This is a genomic window from Pseudomonas sp. HMSC063H08 (assembly GCF_001813645.1).
GTDB classification, from domain to species: domain Bacteria; phylum Pseudomonadota; class Gammaproteobacteria; order Pseudomonadales; family Pseudomonadaceae; genus Pseudomonas; species Pseudomonas aeruginosa.
On sequence record NZ_KV813465.1, the window covers coordinates 8,168 to 26,740 of the forward strand.

Sequence of the window (18,573 nt, forward strand, 5' to 3'; positions counted from 1 at the left end):
ATCAGCACCGGGTTGTTCTTCTTGCGCCGGGCCAGCACTTCGATGGTCGTCTCGATCTCCTGCGCGCGGCCGATGACCGGATCGAGCTTGCCCTCGCGCGCCATCTTGGTGAGGTCGCGCGAATACTTGTCGAGTTCCGGCGTGTTGGTCGGCGTCTCGGCGCGGCCATCCTCGGCCCCTTTGCCGACCACCTTGCTTACCTGCTGGCGCAGCGCTTGCGGCGTGAGGCCGTAACGGCGCAGCAGGTTGGCCGCCAAACCTTCGCCTTCCTCGGCGAGCCCGATCAGGAAATGCTCCGGCCCGACATAAGAGTGGCCGAGTTCGTTGGAGGCCACGAAAGCACGGCTGAGCGCGTCCTTGACCCGGGGCGACACGCCGATCTCGCCCTCGAACGGCTTATCGCCGCGCTTGGCTTCGGATTCGATCTGGCGCTTGAGGTCATCGACCTTGATCTTGAACTGCCCCAGGATGGTCTTGACCACGTCGCTGTCGGATAGCGCCAGCAGCAGGTGTTCGGTATCGACTTCGGGGCGGCCAAATTCGGCGGCATGTTTGGCGGCCTCCTGCAATAGGGCCTCGGACTGTTCGCTGATACGGCTGGCGAGCCCACTGCCGCGACGGCGCGCGGTGCCCGTACCGGCCGGCGCGGGTTCGCCGAACGAGGCATCGACGACCTCGTCGGTATCGGCCGCCATGGACGGTGCGTCGTCACCGATGCGGAAGAAGTCGCTGCCAAGGAAGTCTTCGAACAGCCCGCTGCGCGAGCCGAACAAGGCTTCCAGCGGTGAGACGGTGCGCTTTTGCTGGCGCACCAGTTGGCGATAGTGATCGTCACACAACAGCATGGTGCTGTGGCGACCATTGAGATTGGCTTCCACCCGCACCGTGGCGGGCTGGCCGCAGACTTGGCATTGTTTTCTGGCCATGCTGATGCTCCTGTAAAGATTGATCTGACGAGGCACCGCCGATCACGGTGCCTCATCTCTTTGTGGTTTTTGAGAAAAACGCGCTGCCCCGCGTCAGCCGTTGATCGGGATCGAGCGCCCCTGCTGGGGCGTACTGGCCTCGCGCTTTTCCATCGTGATCGTGAGCACGCCGTTCTTGAAAGCGGCCTTGATCGTGTCCTGGTTGGCATCGGCCGGCAGGTTCAGAGCGCGCTGAAAGCTGCCGTAGGAGCGCTCCACCCGATGGAAACCGCCGTCTTTCGTTTCCTGCTCCTGACGCTTTTCACCGCGCACCAGCAGCACGTCGTTGTCGAGCGTGATCTGGATGTCTTTTTCCTCGATGCCGGGTACTTCCAGGGCGATCTTGTACTGCTTGTCGGTCTCCTGGATGTCCAGCGCCGGCTTCAGCAGGCCCGGCCAGTCCGACGGCCAGCGTGGCATGGCCAGCGTCGGGAAACCGAAGCCTCGAAACGCGTCGTCGAACAGGCGGTCGATCTCGCGATGCAATTGCAGGATGGGACTGACGGGCCCACCCGCCACCGGCAGGTCATTGCGCTGCACCGGGAGCGAGGCAGTGCTCTGTTGTTCTTCCTGCTCCTTCTTGAACCAGTTCCAGGGAGCCAATTTCTTGAAATCAATGTCCATGTCACACCTCCAGAAGAAAAATTGAAGACTCTCGCTCACTCCGTTTGCCTGCGGCGACGGACAGCGCGCCCAGACGACACGGAGTGTTCCGCTGACTTTGGCTGCTCATCTGTGCGTATCACCTCCTTCTTTCTGCCTGCTTGGATCTGATCATTGATCCATCGATCGATTTCACTTTGACGAAACCGCCACGTCCCGCCGACCTTGAAGGCCGGAATCTCCCCGTGCGAGGCGAGCCGGTAAAGCGTCCGCTTGCCGACTTTCAAGTAGGCAGCCAACTCGTCGAGTGTGAAGATCGCCTGCTGGCGCGCTGTCATACCACCCCCACAAGTTCCGTCGTCACGCGGCCTCGCCTGAGGAAGTTCTTGCAAGACTTTGCAAGATATTGCGCCTAACATGCCGAAAGTCAAGAGTCAACATCCAGCGATCTGCTGGCCGATTGATGTGACTCAATCGTAAGCAGCCAGGAAACAAATGTTGGCTGCCACCGCGATGGTGCTCCCCAAGTCATCAATCTGCAGCCATGTGAAAGGGGAAGTCCATGAACGAGATTGCCCGAGTCGGGGTGGATCTGGCCAAGCGGGTTATCTAGGTGCATGCGGTGGATGCGCGCGTGGTGGTTGCCAAGGCGCTGGCCGCTGACAAGTTTGCGGCCTGGTGCGCGGAGCTGCCTCCCGGCTGCCTGGTGGCCCTGGAGGCCTGCGGCGGTGCGCATCACTGGGCACGCAAGCTGCGCGGCTATGGGCTGGATGCGCGGCTGATTGCAGGCCACTTCGTCACGCCCTACCGCATGGCCGGCAAGGGACGCAAGAACGGTGCGGCCGATGCCGCAGCGATCTGCGAGGCGGCAACCCGCCCGCACATGCGCTTCGTGCCGGTGAAGCCGCCGGCGCAGACGCTGCTGGCCAGCCATCAGCTACGCAAACCTCCCGATTCACTCACGCAGCTTATTCCTGCTTGCCTAGGGACGACCATGTAAGCGGCAGATGGTCGGAGTCCTTTGCGACCAGCACCTACGCGAGCAGCCCGGAGGTGGGGATGCCCTTGGCGATGATCTCCGCCGGGACCGGCGCCTGGGTCAGCGTTCGGCACCTATGCGCAGGTCCACTTGCCGCGGATGTGGCACTCGACCGTGAACACGCCCGGCGTGTAGTCCAGCTTCTCGCTGATGCGCTTGAGCGCACAGCCGCACGCGCAGCGGGTGTTCTCGGGCTCGTGGTGGCAGTCCACGCGCGGCAGGTCCGCCGGCAAGGCGGTGCGCTTAGGCATCGCGTCAGGCGTAGCCGGCGGCTTCTTCTTGCCCAGCAGTTCCTAGAGCTGCGCCTCAGCCGCGGCAAGGTCGGCGTCCGTCTGGAAGTGTGTAGGCCTTGCCGGTGGCTTTGGCTTGGCGGACCACCAAGTCTGAGAGTGCCATGCTCTAGCTCCTGAACATGAGTCAGGAACCAGATGCTTAACCCATCGACCTCAGCGCCCTAGCAGGCTGGTGAGAAACCCTTGAATCCTTCCGGATCATGTCCTTCCGATCATTTTTTCCGGCACCGGAAGTGCGCCGTGGCGTGTGATTCAGGGTTCTCTCACCCTCGCATTCCGCTGTTCGCCGGGCAGCGGACGCATCTGTCCCTTCTACGCGGCAGCCGCTCGCATCAGGCTCAGCATTCGGGTCAGGTTGTACGCCGCGAACGCGAACAGTGCCTGGCCCGAGAGCTTTTCCAGCCCCTTGTGCCGCGTCTTGCGCAAACCACCCACCGTCTTGATCCAGCCGAAGGCCTCTTCGATCATCTTTCGCCTGCGCAGACTCATCGCGTAGCCTTTGCCACGCGCCGTGCGTCCATCGACGGCGCTGCCGCTGACCTTGCGCGCCACGTGTGCCTTGATGCCGCGCCGTTCGAGTGCGGCAACGAACTCGGCCGTGTCATAGCCCTTGTCCGCACCCACCGTCGCGCCCGGCTTGCGCACGCTGCGATCAATCATCCGGATCGCCGCCTCCCACTCGGCGCGTCCCGTGGCTTGCGTGCTCTCGACATCGACGACGAGCCCGTTGCGGTTCTCGGAGAGCGCGTGCGCCATGTAGCGCAGCTTCGCTTCCGCGAACTCGCCCTTCTTGTAGAGCCGCGCCTGCGGGTCGGTTGTGCTCTGGTGTGTGGCGTTGCTGCGCGTCTTGCCCTTGAAGTCCGCCTCCGGGTTGCGCCCGGCAGGCTTGTCCGGGCCACTGCCGTCCTTGGGAACGAAGCTCTTGTGGCTGGCCCAGGCCTCGATCATCGTGCCATCGACGCTGAAGTGCTCGTCGGAGACGAAGCCCTGCCACTCGGCAAGATGCAGTACGCGACGGAAGAACTGGCGTGCGACGTCGGTGCCGAGCAGACGGTCGCGATTGATGCTGAAGACGGTGCGGTCCCACACCGCGTCATCCATGCCCAGGCCAACGAACCATCGGAACAGCAGGTTGTAGTCGAGCTGCTCGACGAGCTGGCGCTCGCTGCGGATCGTGAAGAGGATCTGCACGAGCAGCGCACGCAGCAGCTGCTCGGGCGGAATCGACGGGCGCCCGGTGTGCGAGTAACGCTCATCGAACAGCGCACTCATGTTGGCGAGAATGCCGTCGACCAGCGCACGCAGAGTGCGCAGCGGGTGGTCCTTCGGCACGCGTTGCTCCAGGCTCACGTAGCTGAACATCGACGCTTGGGGATTCTCTTGGCCGCGCATGGGAAATCGGGAAAAGCAGAAAGACGATTCGAGGCAGGAGTCTGCCTCAAAACCCGCGCCCGGAGCAGCGGTCGGGGTTTCTCACCAGCCTGCTAGCAACAATCCGGAAGCCGTCGTGCCCGCAAAAATGGACACAAAAATGGACATAAACGTCGTGGCTTAAGGTGGATTTCCGTGGAGCCCACTGGAACATCGAGGTGTCGAAAACTCAACCAGAATCAACGACGTACGATGCTTCTTGGACATTCTCAGAATTCCCTGGAACGATGCAGTGGAGGTGAAGGGAACAGCACCCGGTCGCTAACAGGCCGTTGAAATACCTATCGACGCCTCACCTGCAAAGCAGGAAGATGAGGCCATCGATCGACGAACGGTGAGGCGACGATGCGAGGAGCGGACAGCTACAACGAGGCTCTGTTCAGCACGATACGGCTGGAGGACTTCGTGCCGGCCGAGCATCCGTTGCGGCCGATTCGCGTCTGGGTCAACGACGCGCTGGGCAAGATGGGCGATACGTTCGCGGCCATGTACGCAGCCGACGTCAAGGGCGGTCGCCCGAGCATCGCGCCCGAGAAGCTCATCCGCGCGATGCTGCTGCAGGTGCTCTACAGCGTGCGCAGCGAACGCCAGCTCGTCGAGCAGATTCGCTACAACCTGCTGTTCCGCTGGTTCGTCGGGCTGTCCATCGACGACGAGGTGTGGAACCACTCGGTGTTCAGCAAGAACCGCGACCGGCTGATCGAGCACGATGTGGTGACCGAGCTTTTCAACGCCACGGTGGAGATGGCGCACCAGCGCGGGCTGCTGTCGGGCGAACACTTCAGCGTGGACGGGACCTTGATCCAGGCCTGGGCCAGCCACAAGAGCATGCGGCGCAAGGACGGTTCGGACGACGGGCGCCCACCCGAGGACTGGAAAGGCCAGCCCCGCAGCAACGACACGCACGAATCGACGTCGGATCCCGACGCGCGGCTGTACCACAAGAGCAACGCCGCACCTGCGCTGCCGAGCTACCTGGGGCATGTGCTGACCGACAACCGCCATGGCCTGGTGGTCAACGTGCAGGCCAGCACCGCGGACGGCACGGCCGAGCGCGAGGTCGCCGCGCAGATGCTGGGCGACGTTGCAAGACCGGGCAAGCGCGTGACGGTGGGTGCCGACAAGGCATATGACACCAAGGGGTTCGTCAAGGTGTGCCGGGAGATCGGAGTGACGCCGCACGTTGCGCAGAACACGAGCCGCAATGGCGGCAGCGCCATTGACGGGCGCACCACGAGACATTCTGGCTACGCTGTCAGCCAGCGCAAGAGGAAGCGCATCGAGCAGTGCTTCGGGTGGGGCAAGCTCATCGGGCCGATCCGTCAGGTGATGGTGCAAGGACTGGACAAGGTGGACCAGCTTCTGACCCTGACGATGACAGCCTACAACCTCACACGACTGCGCAACCTGGCGCAGCCATGCCCGGGGTGCGTCCAATGAGCTGCGAAGAGGTCGAAATGCCCTCTTGCGGATGCATGAATGCCGGTGAAACACACGCGCCGCGGCCTTCCGGGTGGAACCCGAGGACTGTATGAACTTGCCAGAACATCCAGCGATGGCGGAACGCGCGTTCATTCAGGGTTCTTCAACGGCCTGCTAACTCATTTATTACGAACGTTTTTTCCGATCCAGGCGTCACGGAATGGACTCGATTGTGGACTCAAGTCTTCGGCCTGGTCAACGCAGGCCGTTGCGGGTGATCCAAAGCGAGCCAAGCACATCCATCAACAGCCAGAGCATCGGATTTCATTCCGAAGTCTATCTGTCCACCGGCACATAACGCCACAGGCCGCAACGGACAGGCGAGCTGCGTCCTCAAAGGACCGGCTCATCATCGACCGGCGCGGCCCCGTCTTTCACCCGCTCGATGAACCGCCTCATGGGCTCCGAGGGTTCGCCCCGGCGGCGCAGCAGGTAGGTGGAGAGCATCGGTGGGATGCCGGCCAGGGGACGAATGGAGATGTCCGGGCGCTGTAGCGTCTGCACCTGCGAGGCGATGGCGAAGCCGATGCCGTAGCCGGCGCCGACCAGGGTCAGCATCACGCCCAGGCTGGTCACTTCGTCCACCAGCTTGAGCGGCATGTTCGTGTCCTGCAGCACCGCCTGAATCTGGTGGCGGCAACCGGAGCCCGCCTCGGGGTGGCACAGAACCAGCGGAAACTTCAAGGCTTCGGGCAGCGGCACCTGCACGTGTGCCAGCAAGGGGTGGCGTGCGGGCACGATCACCGACAGCGGATCGGTCCACACCGGCTCGGCGACGAGGCCATCATGCACCGCGTTTGACAAGCCAAAGCCGATGTCCAGCAGATCGTTGTGCAGCATCTTGAGCTGCTGCGCGAACGGCAGCTCGAAGACGCGAATCTCCAGCTCGGGCTCATCCTCGCGGCTGCGTGCCAGCAAGGTGGCGATGCGGGGTTGCGCCAGGCTGTCGCAGATCGCGATGCGCAGATGGCCCTGGTAGCCCTGTGCCGCCGCCTTGGCGCTCTTGACTGCCTGCTCCACGGTGGCCTGCACGCGCCGGCATTCGCCGAGGAACACCTGGCCGGCCCAGGTCAGCCGCGTCAGGCGTGTGCTGCGGTCGAACAACTGCACGCCAAGCTGGCTTTCCAGGTCGCGCATCGCACGCGACACAGGCGATTGCTCGATGCCCAGACGCTCGGCTGCATGGGCCAGATGCAGTTCTTCCGCAACTGCGATGAAGTAACGCAGCAATCTGAAATCCAAGGCCACCTCCTGTTTGTCTTCTACTGGTTCGGCCTCTCGGGCGCCAGCATCTACATCCGCATCCCGTCAGCACCTCCTTCGATGGCATCGCGTCGAAGCACCCATGCCTGTCGGGAGCAGGCCCGTCGCCGACACGCGCGGAGCAGGCCGGCGCACAGCCCGGGCTGAATGCTGATGGTCAGCGCCTGCTGCTGCCATGCCAGGGCGGGCAGCGGTGCGCCGGGCACCGCGCGCAGGTGCGCGCGTGTGGCTCGTGTCCGCGATCAGTGCAGCCGACGACGACACGCCGGCGTCAGGGCGGGCGTGCCGATGCAGTTTCATAAGGGTGTCTTTCGGCTCACCCCGGTCGCTGCCCGGGTCGGTCACGAAGCTCAGTTTCAACACCCGGACTTCTGCGTAGCCGCCAACACCTGGGCGACGCGCTGGCGGGCCCACCAAGCGGTCGCCGCGGATGAAGTCCTCGGGCTGCGGTTGACGCGGCGCGGAGGCCTGCAGCCGCTGCGCGAGCTGCCCATCGCCCATGCGTTCGTCGTTCCAGGACACGCTGCCGTGGGTGGTGACGGACAGGTTCGCCGCGTCGGGCTTGATCGGCTTCACTCCATTCAGACACAGATACTAATGAGAATTATTATTGATTGTCCGTGGTTTTATGTGATATGGCAACACCGATGGAATCACCCGGCCTCGCCTGGACACTCGCCGCCTCGTGCCGGCGACTGAGGCCGGATGGCGGCAACTGGAAAGCCTCTGTGACCGGCATCGCCACCGGGAAGCACTCATGCGGTTCCCTACGGCCAGAGGAATGGACTCCACTTTCTGGGGGGAATTACATGAACTTACGCCATCTTCGCTGTTTCATCGCCGTGGCCGAAGAGTTGCACTTTGGCCGGGCGGCGCGGCGGCTGCATGTGGAGCAGTCGCCCCTGTCGCGCACGATCCGCCAACTGGAGGCCGACCTGGGCGTGGCGCTGCTGGAGCGCACGCCGCGCGGCGTGCGCCTGACCCCGGCCGGGCAGGTGTTTCTGGAGGAGGCCCGGCGCGTGCTGCTGACCCTTGAGCAAGCCCAGACCAAGACGCGGGCGGTGGCGGTGGGACACCGGGGCACCCTGCGCATCGCCCTGGCCGGCGGCGTCGGGCGGACCCGGCTGTCGGCGCTGCTCGCGCTGTGCCGCGAGGAGGCGCCGGAAGTGGGCATCCGGCTGTTCGAGGCGCCGCTGTCGCAGGTGGTGGGCGGCCTGGGCAACGACCTGTACGACGCGGCCTTTGCGATGGCCGGCGAGATGGCGGCCGGGGTGGTCGCCAGGCCGGTGTGGCAAGATCCACTGGTGGTGGCCATACCCGCGCGGCACCCCTTGCTGGCGCACAAGCGGGTACCGCTGGACGAGGTGGTGGGCTACCCGCTGGTGCTGTGTCACCCGCAGGTTTGTCAGGAGTGCAGCCGGCAATGCGAGCGCCTGCTGCGCCTGGTGGAGACACCGCTGGTCGTGGCCGAGTACGTGACGACCCACTCGTTGATGCTGGCCCTGGTGGCGGCCGGCTATGGCGTGGGATTTTCCACCGCGGCGCACGCGGTGGCATGCCGGCAGGCGGACGTGATCGTCCGGCCGCTGGACGAGGACTCGGCGGCGTTGACGACCTACCTGCTACATCCCGAGGGCGCGATGTCGGAGCCGCTGCGCCACTTCATCGACCGTGCTCAGCGTGTCGGCCATATGCCGTTGGATACGCAACGGCTCGCATGAGGCTGCTTCAGGCGGGTTGGGGCGATGCCATTTTGGTCAAGGTGCCAGACCCGTTTTGTCATAGCGGGGTTCCATTGACGCGGTGCACGGGCGTGCTGCACTCAGGCTGCTCGCGCTTGCGGTTGGCATCCTGCGATGAGACTTGCATGCCCATCGCGTCGCGTCACAGCGAAGACGCGCGGCGCAACAGTGCTTGCCGTATGCGCATCGGCTCTGGCGTGTTGAGCTGATCGCGCTTTACTGGGCCTTTTCCCCTGCAAAGACTTTGGCCTGGTTATCCGGGTCAGGCATGGTGCCCGCGAATGATGCTGGTGACAGCATGTTTCGCGGCTTGCGAATTGTGAGTGATGGCGCCATGCGCGGCAAGACGCACATCTCGCAACGAAACCGGCGGCATCGTCGATGCCACGGTCTTCGCCGCTTCGCCACTTGCTCGTTTCGCCCGGAGATTTCTGGACAGCCACGCACGTCGTCTGTACGGCGGGTGCGTGTGTGTGGACTCGGTGCGATGACGAATGGAGGCGCGTGATATGCCGAAGTCGAGCAGCCTGGCCGATGGCGCCAAGACCTACTACCGCCCGATCGAGGCGGCAATCCGCTGGAGCGGATTGCTGCGCTTCGAGCGGCGCATCCTGGCGACCTTGGGACAGCGGCCTCTGCCGGAGGCAACGGAGTTTCCGCGCTGGCCGATGCTGCGGTTGAACGCCGAAAGAATCTTCGATGCGCTGGCTCACGGCGAGCTGCCGTATGGCAAGGACGGCTTGGCGCGGGACACGCAGGGCCTGACGATGGACGACCCGTCGCTGACCGTGCGGCACGTCGATCTGAAAGCCTGGATGGCGCACTACTACCCCGGCGAGAAACCGGCGTTTCTGTTCGATGAGATCGAGCGTGCGCTTCACCCGGCGATCAGCCTGGACACAGTGGGCGCATTGATGGCCGAGCGGGAAGCGATCAAGGCGCGGCTGGCGGAACACTTGGGCGTGCACGAGACGCTGCGCGCCGAGCACGAGGCGCTGCTGAAGACGCACGCCGCCTACACGGCCGACGCGGAGCGTGCGAGCACGCCTGGGCCGCGCAGCGAATCGACCTACCTGAACATCGTTGGCGGGTTACTGACGCTACTGCTGGGCAAGTCGCCCAGCGGCATGCCGTATTCCAGCTTCCTGACGCAGGAAGCCATCATCAGCGCGATGGTGGCGCACCACGGCAACGCGATGGGCATCACCGAGCGCACGCTGCAGGCCAAGTTCGCACTGGCTCGGCGCAATCTGCAGAGCACAAATTCCTGAGCGATGCCAGACCGTATCTGCGGTCGCGGATGCCGCATTTGCGGTGTCTTTCCTCAGCGCGGCGTTCTTAATGCGAGTCACGCCAATCAGCGCCACTGAGCGTTAAGGAGTGACCCTCATGTCTTCGCAGACCACCGCCACGGCGGCACCGACCGAGCACCGCATCCTGCGCCGCGCCGAGGTCGAAGCCAAGACCGGCTTCAAGCGCGCGCACATCTACAGCCTGATGAAGGAAGGCAAGTTCCCCAAGGCGCTGCGCCTGGGCGTGCGCGCGGTGGGCTGGGACTCGGTGGAGATCGAACAGTGGATCGCCGATCGCCTCAAAGAACGCGCCTGACGCTTCTTCTCGGTTCATGCCATTCGACGAGGAGAAGCCCATGCAGGTGGTGTCCATCATTTCGACCAAGGGCGGCGTGGGCAAGACCACGACGGCGGCCAACCTGGGCGGCTTTATCGCCGATGCCGGGCTGCGCGTGCTGCTGCTGGACCTGGACGTGCAGCCCACGCTGTCGAGCTACTTCACGCTGGACGCGCGCGCGCCCGGCGGCATCTACGAGATGCTGGCCTTCAACGAGCGGCGCATCGAGCAACTGGTGTCACGCACCGCGATCGCGGGCCTGGACCTGGTGCTCTCCAACGACGACCGCGGTGAACTGAACACGCTGCTGCTGCACGCTCCGGATGGGCGCCTGCGACTGCGCCATTTGCTGCCCGTCTTCCGCACGCACTATGACCTGCTGTTGATCGACACCCAGGGCGCGCGCAGCGTGCTGCTGGAGATGGCTGTGCTGGCGTCCGACCTGGCGCTGTCGCCGGTGACGCCGGAAATCCTCGCGGCGCGCGAGCTGCGGCGCGGCACGCTGCAACTGATCGAGGACATCGCGCCGTATCGGCACCTGGGCATCGAGCCGCCGCCGCTGCGCCTGCTCATCAACCGTGTGCATCCGGTGTCGTCGAACGCGCGGCTGGTCCAGCAGGCGCTGCGACAGGTGTTCCAGGAACAGGCCGGCGTGCAGGTGCTGGGCACCGACGTGCCGGCCATCGAAGCCTATCCGCGCGCTGCGACACGAGGATTGCCAGTGCACCGGGTGGAGTACCGGCAGCCGGCTGGGCGCACGGCGCCCGCGGCGCTGGAGACCATGCGCACGCTGGCCGGCGAGCTGTTCCCCGCGTGGCGGGAGTGCTTCGCGCTGGTCACCGGCCGGGCCGATGCGGGAGGGGCCAGCCATGGCGAGCGCACATGAACTGGCGCGCGGCCGTGAACGGCTGCGCGCGCTGATCGAGTTCGCGCTGGGCGAAGGCTGGCGCGTGGTGCGCACGTCCGGCGGGCACCTGAAATTCACGAAGCAAGGCTGCGCGTCGATCTACACCAGTTCGACGGCGAGCGACCACCGTGCCGACCGCAATGCCCGCGCGCAACTTCGCCGCGCCGACCGGCAGGCGCAGGAGAACGGCCGTGGCTGAGCTGACGCCGCAGGACATGGCTGCCAAGCTTCTGGCCACCGGCTTCGAGCGCAGCGGCCCTTCGGCCGCGACCTTGAGCGACCCCATCGCCGACACGCCGATGGTGGTGACGCTGGACCAGTTGCGGCCCTACGACCACGACCCGCGCGTGACGCGCAACCCGGCCTATGCGGAGATCAAGGCGTCCATCCGCGAACGCGGGCTGGACGCGCCCCCCGCGATCACGCGCAGGCCGGGCGAGGCGCACTACATCATTCGCAACGGCGGCAACACGCGGCTGGCGATCCTGCGCGAGTTGTGGAGCGAGACCAAGGAGGAACGCTTCTTCCGCATTGCGTGCCTGTTCCGCCCGTGGCCGGCGCGCGGCGAAATCGTGGCGCTGACCGGGCATCTGGCCGAGAACGAGCTGCGCGGCGGGCTGACCTTCATCGAGCGGGCATTGGGCATCGAGAAGGCGCGCGAGTTCTACGAGCAGGAAAGCGGCCAGGCGCTGTCACAGAGCGAACTCGCGCGGCGGCTGACGGCCGACGGCTATCCGGTGCCGCAGTCACACATCAGCCGCATGAACGATGCGGTGCGCTATCTGCTGCCGGCGATCCCGACGCTGCTGTACGGCGGATTGGGCCGGCATCAGGTGGACCGGCTCGCAGTGCTGCGCAAGGCGTGCGAGCGCACCTGGGAGCGGCGGGCGCTGGGCCGCACTGTGGCCGTGGACTTCGCCACCTTGTTTCAGGACGTGCTGACGCAGTTCGACACACAGCCGGACGACTTCTCGCCGCAGCGAGTACAGGACGAGCTGGTGGGCCAGATGGCCGAGCTGCTGGAGGCGGACTACGACACGCTGGCGCTGGAGATCAACGACAGCGAAAGCCGCCAGCGTGCGCTGACCAGCGAACCGGCGGCGCCGACGCCAGCGGCAGCGCCTGTCGTGCCTGCTGCACCTCCCCCGCCGGTCTCCGCGCCTCAGCAGCCACCCGCCTCGTCTGTGCCGCGCGACACCACGCCAGCCGCGCCTCCGGCGCCAGCAGCAACACCGCCTGCACCGCCCGAGGCGCCGGAGGAGCAGCACGGGCAGCGCGACGAGCGCCTGCAAGGGCACATCGTGACGCCGGCGCCGACCACCGAGCGCCTGCAGTCCATCCAACGGATGGTCGCGGACCAGCTCGGCGACAAGCTGCCCGACTTCGAGGCCGATGCGCTGCGTGCGATCCCCGTGCAGGCGGGCGGACTCTATCCCATCTCGGACGTCTGGTACATCGAGCCGAGCTTGGACGTGCCGGATCGCCTGCGCGTGCACATCGCGCAATTCGCGCGCGAGATCGCCGGGGACGCAGCGGTAGCCGACCACATCGAGGCCAGCGACGGCGGCATCGGCTTCGTCTGCGTGGCGCCGGCCGTGGGCCAGGCGAAGGCGCTGCCGGTGTTCGCGCGGGCGGTGCTGACCCTGCTGCATGCGCTGAGTGCAGCGCCGCCCGCCGCGAACGGATTGGACCGCGCGCGGCTGGCCGATGAGCTGGCGGCGCTGCTCCATGGCCATGGCGGCTCGGCCACACGCCTGAGCGATGCTGCGCTGGTGAAGCTGTTCCGTCTGCTGCGCCTGGCGCGCCGGCTGCTGGATCTGGAAGCCGGCGTAGCGAGCCAGGATTCCTGAGCGCAGGAGGCTCCCGTATGTCGGCACCGCACCCGCTCAACCAGGCCGTGATCGCCCAGGCCCTGCATGACCTGCGCAACGGCCAGTTGCGCCGCTGCAAGGCCATGGGCTTCGGCGAGGAGGAGCTGGATGCGCTGAAACACCCCGAGCTCGTGAGCATGCTGGTGAATGCCACGGTGTCGTGGTGTTCGGTATCGGTGAACCGGGAAGTGTTGAAGCGGCTGCTGAGCCAGGTGCACGACGTGGAGCGGGAGATCGCCACGGTGGACCGCATGCTGCGCTTGGGGGCGAGCACGGAGATGGTCAGCAAGTTCTACGGCCTCACGCATCAGGAAGTGGCGCTGCGCCGCGACATCCTCGGGCTGCCCAAGCGCAAGGGCCGGCATCCGGTACTCGACGAGGCGCAGGACGTGGCCTTGTGGGAGCGCTGGAAGGCCGGCGTCGCCGAGCGCCATGTCGCCCTGACCGACGACATGGCGATGCTGGCGCTGACCATGGACCTGGCCGAGGCCATGACCCTGCCCATGTCGGTGATCTGGTCGGCGATACGCAACTGGATCGACCAGGGGCTGGTGTAGCCATGACCACGGGCGGCGCACCACGGCGCGAAGGCCCCGTTGCGCTGTCGGCGTTGTTCGACGAGGCGCTGCGGTACCTTGAGCCGAAGGAACCGGCGCAGGGCACGGCGCCGGCCGCCGACGGTTTCCTCTACAGCGGCAACCGCCATGAGAGCGTGCCGCGCCGACTGTTCCTCGACCGACGCCTGACGCCGCTGGAGCGCAACGCCTGGCAGGTGTTCCGCCTGCAGCTCAACGACGACGGCGTGACCGCCTTTCCCACCTACGACCAATTGCGCCCCTACCTGGCCTCGATGCCCTGCGCGGCGCAGGCATCGCACGAGACCGTGGCGCGCGCCCTGACGCTGCTGCGGCTGACGCGCTGGCTGAGCCTGGTGCGACGACGGCGCGACCCGAAGACCGGCCGTATCCAAGGCAACCTCTACGTGCTGCACGACGAACCGCTGTCGCCCTTCGAGGCGATGCAGCTCGATGCCGACTACCTCGGTCTGGTCAGCCAGGCGCTGACCCATGCCGCCAAGGCGGTGCAGATCGTGGGCATGAACACGCTCAAGGAGATTGCCGAAGACCCGCTGCTCAGCGGCCGCACGCTGCCGACCCGCCTGCAGGTGCTGGCGCAGCGCATGGCGCTGCATGGCTGGACGACGCCAGGTTATCCACAGGAGGGTGCGGACCACGAATCCGAAGAAGGCCAGGAAGCCCTTCTTCGGAATGCTGCGCGCCCGTCTTCGGAATCCGAAGCAGGGCCGAAACCCGCGCCGGACGGCTCTCTTCGGATTCCGAAGGAGGACCGTACAGTACGTAATGATCGTATAAATGAAGTACGTACAGTACCGCGCGCGAGGGCCTTGCAGAACCTGCGGCTGCCGGACCGTTTCCTGCGCTTGAAGGACGAGCAGCAGGCCGGCGCGCTGGTGGCGCTGCAGCAGGTGGACGAGGCGCTGAGGCAGGCCGTTCTCGACGAGTGGGCGGCACGCTGCCACAACAGCGCGGTACGCAACCCGGCCGGCTACCTGTTTGGCATCATCCAGAAGGCGATCCGCGGGGAGTTCAAGGCCTGGGCCGGAGAAAGTGCATCGGCACCGCCAGCGCCCCCGTCACCTGCGCCCTCGTCACCGCCGGCATCCCGTGCGGCTGACCCCGAGGTCGCACGTGCCTACCTGGCTCAGCTCCGAGAAGCCTTGCGTGATCGCTGATGTTGACTATCCCCAGGGGATAGCTGGAACAGACATCTTTCCGCCGCGCTCGATTGTCGCCCGCCGAATGACAGGCGAAACTGTCGCCTGTGAATCAGACGAGGACAGCCACGCACGAGCCCGGCCGACGATGGACACGACGACTTCCCCCGCCACAAACGCACTGCAACCACTACAGCAAGACGTTCAGCGCTTGCTGGGCAGATGCCTGTTGCGCCTTCAACAATACGAGCGCCTCATGAAAGCCATCGTGGCCCACCACGAGATTTCAGGCCCGGCGCATTCGCTGGAGGCCATTCGCGCAGCGCGGATTGAAGATGCCGCGACCAAGACCCTGGGCACGTTGGTCGGACAACTGTTTGGTTCGTATGTCGTCACCGATGGAAATGGCGGCGAGGAACGCGACGACGATCTTCCCGGCGACGTGATTTCCTTTCGCACGCGCGTGCAACTGAGCCTGTCTGCGCAGGACTACGCCAACACCCAGGCCGACCTCAAAGACCTGGTATCGCTGCGCAACACTCTGGTGCACCACTTCATCGATCAGCACGATCTATGGACCGTGGACGGGTGCCGCGTTGCACAGGACGAACTCGGTTCCGCCTACACGCGCATCGATCAACACTTCGAGCAGCTGCGCGGCTGGGCCGAACACATGGATCAGGCGCGGCGCCTGGCAGCGGAGTTCGTCCAGTCGGATGTGTTCCACGACCTGGTGGTCAATGGCATCGCGCCGGACGGCACGGTGGACTGGCCGGCCGCCGGCATCGTCCGCGCGCTGCGCGAGGCCGCCGCGCAGTTGGCCGTCGAGGGCTGGACACCCATCGCCGCCGCTGGCCGCTGGATCGCGGACCGGCATCCCGAGCAGCTTCCAGCCAAGTACGGCTGCAGCAGTTGGCGGCAGGTGGTGCATGAGTGCCGCCTGTTCGAGCTTCGCTACCGTGAGGTGGAGGGGCAACGGGCCGCCTGGTACAGACCTCGCGAAGCATAGCCCCGCAACGCGGTCTCACCTCCGCGCGAGCCGCGAACACATCCGCCGAGCTATCCCCAGGGGATAGCCGGCACACACAGCCTTCCGCGCGGAACAAACCGGGCGCGCATGGGCTGCGGTTTGTTGACTGACAGCCTTCCGGCCGATGCCGATGCTGGCGACTCGCCAATTCACCGCGAGTCGCTCCCATGGCCAACGAACGCACAGAACCCCTGCAACTGAATCTCGGATCGCTGCGCAGCGCGATGTCGCTGACGCTGCACACGCACCACGCTTCGCGCATCTGGCACGGCCGCGCGCCGACCGAGGGGCGCCCAGGCATCATCGGTCTCAACGGCTTCATCGGCGCCATGAACAAGATGAAGCGCGGCGCCGAGCAGGACGACCCGTACTCGGACTGGTGGATGTTGCGGATCGAGGACAAGCTCGCCGACACCAAGACCCGTCTGCAGACCCTGCGCGACCAGGTGGATCAGGCCTTGGCCGACGTGCCATCGGCGCTGTCGCTGGGCGAGAACATGAACGTGCAGCCGGTGAAGCTGCCGCTGTTCGTGAACGCCCAGCTCGGCTTCATGGCGGTGTATCTGCTGGCCGACTACGACGACCTGGCACGCAAACTCATCCTGGCGCACCACACGGCGCTGATCGACCGCAGCACCTTGGAGCGCTGGCTCAATGATGGTGCGCACGCGCTGCGCAGCCTGTTCTCGCTGGCCCAGCAGTACCGCTACTCGGGCACGACGCGCGACGACTTCGCGGCGAAGAACGCGGCGGCGCGAGCGGCGCTGGAGAAGTTCGGCGAGTTGCCGCAGGACGTGCTGGAAGGCACGCGCCGCTCGCGCTTCGCGCCACCCATCGCGCGGCGGACGAACAAGCCCGGCACGCCGCCTGCTGCGCCTGCCATCGTGCCCGATGCGCAGGCTTCCACGGGTGGCGCAGCCGATGGTGCGGCGGGCGATGAGGGTGTTGGCGCATGACAGCATCGCCCCCTATCAGCCACTCCACGCGCTTCGTGGCGCTGGAACAGGCGGACTTCCAGCGGCTGGAACACGCAGGCTACCTAAAAGGCCTTTTACAGCCTTTTAAGGGTAAGGGGAGTCTGGAGACCTGGGCCAGCCAGTGCGCAGCGCTGCGCGACGACGTGATTGGCCTGGCGCAGCGGCGCGTGCTGCCCCAGGCGCGCGCCTATCCATTCAGTCTGCTCGACGTGCAACTGGCCCAGCAGGCCACTGGCGCAGGGACGACCTTCCTGCGCTGGCGCAACCTCGACCGTTCCTCCATGGGCGTGGCGTTGTGGGAGGCCCTGCTGGCCAACCCCGCGACGCCGGCCTCGCTGATCGACGAGCTGTACGCGATCGAACTGCAGCGCATCGTGCTGAACATGCAGATCAGTCTGACCCACAGCATCGCTCGCCAAGCCCTGGAATGCGCCAACAAGGCCGCGCAGGCCGAAGCGGCTTACCTGCGGCGCGTCCACGGGCATACCGCGTCCGTTCCACCCACCACCAAGGAGTCACCATGAGCACGCACTTCGTCGGCGAGGGCAACATCGGTTCTGCGCCGGACTACCGCGAATTTCCGAACGGCAACGACGAGCCGCGCCGGCTGCTTCGCCTGAACGTCTACTTCGACAACCCGATCCCGAAGAAGGACGGCGAGTACGAAGATCGCGGCGGCTTCTGGGCGCCCGTGGAGCTGTGGCACCGCGACGCCGAGCACTGGAAGACGCTGTACCAGAAAGGTATGCGGGTGCTGGTCGAGGGCCGCACCGTGCGCGACGAATGGGAGGACGCCGACGAGAACGAGCGCGTGACGTTCAAGGTCGAGGCGCGGCGCGTGGGCATCCTGCCGTACCGCATCGAGTCGGTGGCGCTCAGCGCCAAGCCGGCCGGCGGACAGTAATTCGCCCATCGCCGTTCCCCCGAGGGCGGCTGTAGCAACCGTCATACGCCCGCGATGCACCAGCGAGCTATCCCCAGGGGATAGCTCCAAGGTCGTCCACGGAGTTCCAGCCGCCCTCCCGAAACGACGCTCTTGCTGTGCCAGCTCCTACGATCTATGCACACCGCTGCGGCAACGAACCGCCTGCCAATCACAAAGCGGTGTCTGCATCAATCGACTTCCTTGCTGCCGGCATCTCCTGGCCCCGCCAAGCTGACGCCCATCCGATGAACCGCACATTTCCAAGGAGGCTTCATGCGCGTGTTCCTGTGCGAGAAGCCGTCCCAGGGCAAGGACATCGCCCGTGTGCTGGGTGCCGGTCAACGCGGCAACGGCTGCTACAGCGGCGCGGGTGTCGTTGTGACCTGGTGCATCGGTCATCTGGTGGAGGCGGTTCCGCCCGAAGGCTACGGCGAGCAATACAAGCGCTGGGCCATCGAGCAACTGCCCATTCTTCCTGAGCGTTGGCGTGTCGAGCCCAAGGCGGCGACCGCAGCGCAATTCAAAGTCGTGCAGCAGCTCGTCGCCAAGGCGGGCGAGCTGGTGATTGCGACCGACGCCGACCGCGAGGGCGAGATGATCGCCCGCGAGATCATCGACCTATGCGGCTACCGCGGGCCGATTCAGCGCCTGTGGCTGTCGGCGCTCAACGATGCGTCGATC

General features: G+C 65.7%; 20 protein-coding genes and 2 pseudogenes. 15 read left to right on the top strand and 7 right to left on the bottom strand.

What is annotated here, in order from left to right; translation table 11 throughout:
• The 3 genes from HMPREF2924_RS17025 to HMPREF2924_RS17035 all read right to left on the bottom strand — a co-directional run.
• On the bottom strand, positions 1-926 hold a 926-nt coding region (locus HMPREF2924_RS17025), incomplete at its 3' end, for a Clp protease N-terminal domain-containing protein (protein ID WP_134559340.1).
• Positions 927-1,019: 93 nt separating this feature from the next.
• Entirely contained in the window at positions 1,020-1,589 is a 570-nt protein-coding gene (locus HMPREF2924_RS17030; protein WP_023101525.1) for an Hsp20/alpha crystallin family protein, read from the bottom strand.
• 35 nt (positions 1,590-1,624) lie between these two features.
• Positions 1,625-1,906, bottom strand: coding sequence for a helix-turn-helix domain-containing protein (locus HMPREF2924_RS17035; protein WP_012761384.1), 282 nt, complete (start codon positions 1,904-1,906; stop codon positions 1,625-1,627).
• A 344-nt stretch (positions 1,907-2,250) separates the two neighbouring features.
• Here HMPREF2924_RS17035 and HMPREF2924_RS36995 point away from each other — a divergent pair.
• Positions 2,251-2,484: pseudogene (locus tag HMPREF2924_RS36995) on the top strand (IS110 family transposase); the annotation flags it as partial.
• Between the two features lie 121 nt (positions 2,485-2,605).
• Here HMPREF2924_RS36995 and HMPREF2924_RS36470 read toward each other — a convergent pair.
• Positions 2,606-2,879: pseudogene (locus HMPREF2924_RS36470) on the bottom strand (IS66 family transposase zinc-finger binding domain-containing protein); the annotation flags it as partial.
• A gap of 333 nt (positions 2,880-3,212) precedes the next feature.
• Entirely contained in the window at positions 3,213-4,292 is a 1,080-nt protein-coding gene (locus HMPREF2924_RS17050) for an IS5 family transposase (RefSeq protein WP_023101524.1), read from the bottom strand.
• Positions 4,293-4,676: 384 nt separating this feature from the next.
• Here HMPREF2924_RS17050 and HMPREF2924_RS17055 point away from each other — a divergent pair, with 384 nt between their 5' ends.
• Complete coding sequence (locus HMPREF2924_RS17055) at positions 4,677-5,771, top strand: IS5 family transposase (protein ID WP_023101523.1); 1,095 nt, start codon at positions 4,677-4,679, stop codon at positions 5,769-5,771.
• Positions 5,772-6,146: 375 nt separating this feature from the next.
• Here the strand turns inward: HMPREF2924_RS17055 and HMPREF2924_RS17060 are convergent, their stop codons facing one another.
• A complete protein-coding gene (locus tag HMPREF2924_RS17060) occupies positions 6,147-7,055 on the bottom strand; it encodes a LysR family transcriptional regulator (RefSeq protein WP_023101522.1) in 909 nt (302 codons plus the stop codon).
• A 66-nt stretch (positions 7,056-7,121) separates the two neighbouring features.
• The gene (locus tag HMPREF2924_RS34450; protein ID WP_071534106.1) at positions 7,122-7,652 is read right to left on the bottom strand and encodes an ExbD/TolR family protein; all 531 of its coding nucleotides are present in this window, start codon (positions 7,650-7,652) and stop codon (positions 7,122-7,124) included.
• 233 nt (positions 7,653-7,885) lie between these two features.
• Here HMPREF2924_RS34450 and HMPREF2924_RS17065 point away from each other — a divergent pair, with 233 nt between their 5' ends.
• From HMPREF2924_RS17065 to HMPREF2924_RS17125, 13 genes are all read left to right on the top strand, one after another.
• On the top strand, positions 7,886-8,797 hold the full coding sequence (locus HMPREF2924_RS17065) for a LysR family transcriptional regulator (RefSeq protein ID WP_023101521.1): 912 nt from the start codon (positions 7,886-7,888) through the stop codon (positions 8,795-8,797).
• Positions 8,798-9,327: 530 nt separating this feature from the next.
• Positions 9,328-10,089, top strand: a complete 762-nt coding sequence (locus tag HMPREF2924_RS17070) for a hypothetical protein (RefSeq protein ID WP_023101520.1) — start codon at positions 9,328-9,330, stop codon at positions 10,087-10,089.
• Positions 10,090-10,207: 118 nt separating this feature from the next.
• Positions 10,208-10,426 carry an AlpA family transcriptional regulator gene (locus HMPREF2924_RS17075; RefSeq protein WP_016446183.1) on the top strand — a complete coding sequence of 73 codons (219 nt, stop codon included), beginning with the start codon at positions 10,208-10,210 and terminating at the stop codon, positions 10,424-10,426.
• 40 nt (positions 10,427-10,466) lie between these two features.
• The gene (locus HMPREF2924_RS17080; RefSeq protein WP_023093165.1) at positions 10,467-11,333 is read left to right on the top strand and encodes a ParA family protein; all 867 of its coding nucleotides are present in this window, start codon (positions 10,467-10,469) and stop codon (positions 11,331-11,333) included.
• Positions 11,317-11,553, top strand: a complete 237-nt coding sequence (locus HMPREF2924_RS17085; RefSeq protein ID WP_012584779.1) for a hypothetical protein — start codon at positions 11,317-11,319, stop codon at positions 11,551-11,553. Before HMPREF2924_RS17080 ends, HMPREF2924_RS17085 begins: the two co-directional genes overlap by 17 nt.
• On the top strand, positions 11,546-13,204 hold the full coding sequence (locus HMPREF2924_RS17090) for a ParB family protein (RefSeq protein WP_023093164.1): 1,659 nt from the start codon (positions 11,546-11,548) through the stop codon (positions 13,202-13,204). Before HMPREF2924_RS17085 ends, HMPREF2924_RS17090 begins: the two co-directional genes overlap by 8 nt.
• A gap of 17 nt (positions 13,205-13,221) precedes the next feature.
• The gene (locus HMPREF2924_RS17095) at positions 13,222-13,782 is read left to right on the top strand and encodes a DUF2857 domain-containing protein (protein WP_016446180.1); all 561 of its coding nucleotides are present in this window, start codon (positions 13,222-13,224) and stop codon (positions 13,780-13,782) included.
• A gap of 2 nt (positions 13,783-13,784) precedes the next feature.
• Entirely contained in the window at positions 13,785-14,978 is a 1,194-nt protein-coding gene (locus HMPREF2924_RS17100; protein ID WP_023101519.1) for an STY4528 family pathogenicity island replication protein, read from the top strand.
• Positions 14,979-15,216: 238 nt separating this feature from the next.
• Positions 15,217-15,969, top strand: coding sequence for an OST-HTH/LOTUS domain-containing protein (locus HMPREF2924_RS17105; protein ID WP_023101518.1), 753 nt, complete (start codon positions 15,217-15,219; stop codon positions 15,967-15,969).
• A 188-nt stretch (positions 15,970-16,157) separates the two neighbouring features.
• Positions 16,158-16,946, top strand: a complete 789-nt coding sequence (locus HMPREF2924_RS17110) for a PFL_4669 family integrating conjugative element protein (protein WP_023101517.1) — start codon at positions 16,158-16,160, stop codon at positions 16,944-16,946.
• Complete coding sequence (locus HMPREF2924_RS17115) at positions 16,943-17,491, top strand: DUF3158 family protein (RefSeq protein ID WP_004362273.1); 549 nt, start codon at positions 16,943-16,945, stop codon at positions 17,489-17,491. Before HMPREF2924_RS17110 ends, HMPREF2924_RS17115 begins: the two co-directional genes overlap by 4 nt.
• Positions 17,488-17,871 carry a single-stranded DNA-binding protein gene (locus tag HMPREF2924_RS17120; RefSeq protein ID WP_004362284.1) on the top strand — a complete coding sequence of 128 codons (384 nt, stop codon included), beginning with the start codon at positions 17,488-17,490 and terminating at the stop codon, positions 17,869-17,871. The genes HMPREF2924_RS17115 and HMPREF2924_RS17120 overlap by 4 nt, the downstream gene beginning before the upstream one ends.
• A gap of 294 nt (positions 17,872-18,165) precedes the next feature.
• The coding region (locus tag HMPREF2924_RS17125; RefSeq protein ID WP_256567962.1) for a toprim domain-containing protein at positions 18,166-18,573 on the top strand (408 nt) is incomplete at its 3' end.

Excerpts from the sequence above, each read along its gene's own strand:
- HMPREF2924_RS17030 (WP_023101525.1), bottom strand. The coding sequence starts at position 1,589 with ATGGACATTGATTTCAAGAAATTGGCTCCCTGGAACTGGTTCAAGAAG.
- HMPREF2924_RS17035 (WP_012761384.1), bottom strand. The coding sequence starts at position 1,906 with ATGACAGCGCGCCAGCAGGCGATCTTCACACTCGACGAGTTGGCTGCC.
- HMPREF2924_RS17050 (WP_023101524.1), bottom strand. The coding sequence starts at position 4,292 with ATGCGCGGCCAAGAGAATCCCCAAGCGTCGATGTTCAGCTACGTGAGC.
- HMPREF2924_RS17055 (WP_023101523.1), top strand. The coding sequence starts at position 4,677 with ATGCGAGGAGCGGACAGCTACAACGAGGCTCTGTTCAGCACGATACGG.
- HMPREF2924_RS17065 (WP_023101521.1), top strand. The coding sequence starts at position 7,886 with ATGAACTTACGCCATCTTCGCTGTTTCATCGCCGTGGCCGAAGAGTTG.
- HMPREF2924_RS17070 (WP_023101520.1), top strand. The coding sequence starts at position 9,328 with ATGCCGAAGTCGAGCAGCCTGGCCGATGGCGCCAAGACCTACTACCGC.
- HMPREF2924_RS17075 (WP_016446183.1), top strand. The coding sequence starts at position 10,208 with ATGTCTTCGCAGACCACCGCCACGGCGGCACCGACCGAGCACCGCATC.
- HMPREF2924_RS17080 (WP_023093165.1), top strand. The coding sequence starts at position 10,467 with ATGCAGGTGGTGTCCATCATTTCGACCAAGGGCGGCGTGGGCAAGACC.
- HMPREF2924_RS17085 (WP_012584779.1), top strand. The coding sequence starts at position 11,317 with ATGGCGAGCGCACATGAACTGGCGCGCGGCCGTGAACGGCTGCGCGCG.
- HMPREF2924_RS17095 (WP_016446180.1), top strand. The coding sequence starts at position 13,222 with ATGTCGGCACCGCACCCGCTCAACCAGGCCGTGATCGCCCAGGCCCTG.
- HMPREF2924_RS17100 (WP_023101519.1), top strand. The coding sequence starts at position 13,785 with ATGACCACGGGCGGCGCACCACGGCGCGAAGGCCCCGTTGCGCTGTCG.
- HMPREF2924_RS17105 (WP_023101518.1), top strand. The coding sequence starts at position 15,217 with ATGAAAGCCATCGTGGCCCACCACGAGATTTCAGGCCCGGCGCATTCG.
- HMPREF2924_RS17110 (WP_023101517.1), top strand. The coding sequence starts at position 16,158 with ATGGCCAACGAACGCACAGAACCCCTGCAACTGAATCTCGGATCGCTG.
- HMPREF2924_RS17115 (WP_004362273.1), top strand. The coding sequence starts at position 16,943 with ATGACAGCATCGCCCCCTATCAGCCACTCCACGCGCTTCGTGGCGCTG.
- HMPREF2924_RS17120 (WP_004362284.1), top strand. The coding sequence starts at position 17,488 with ATGAGCACGCACTTCGTCGGCGAGGGCAACATCGGTTCTGCGCCGGAC.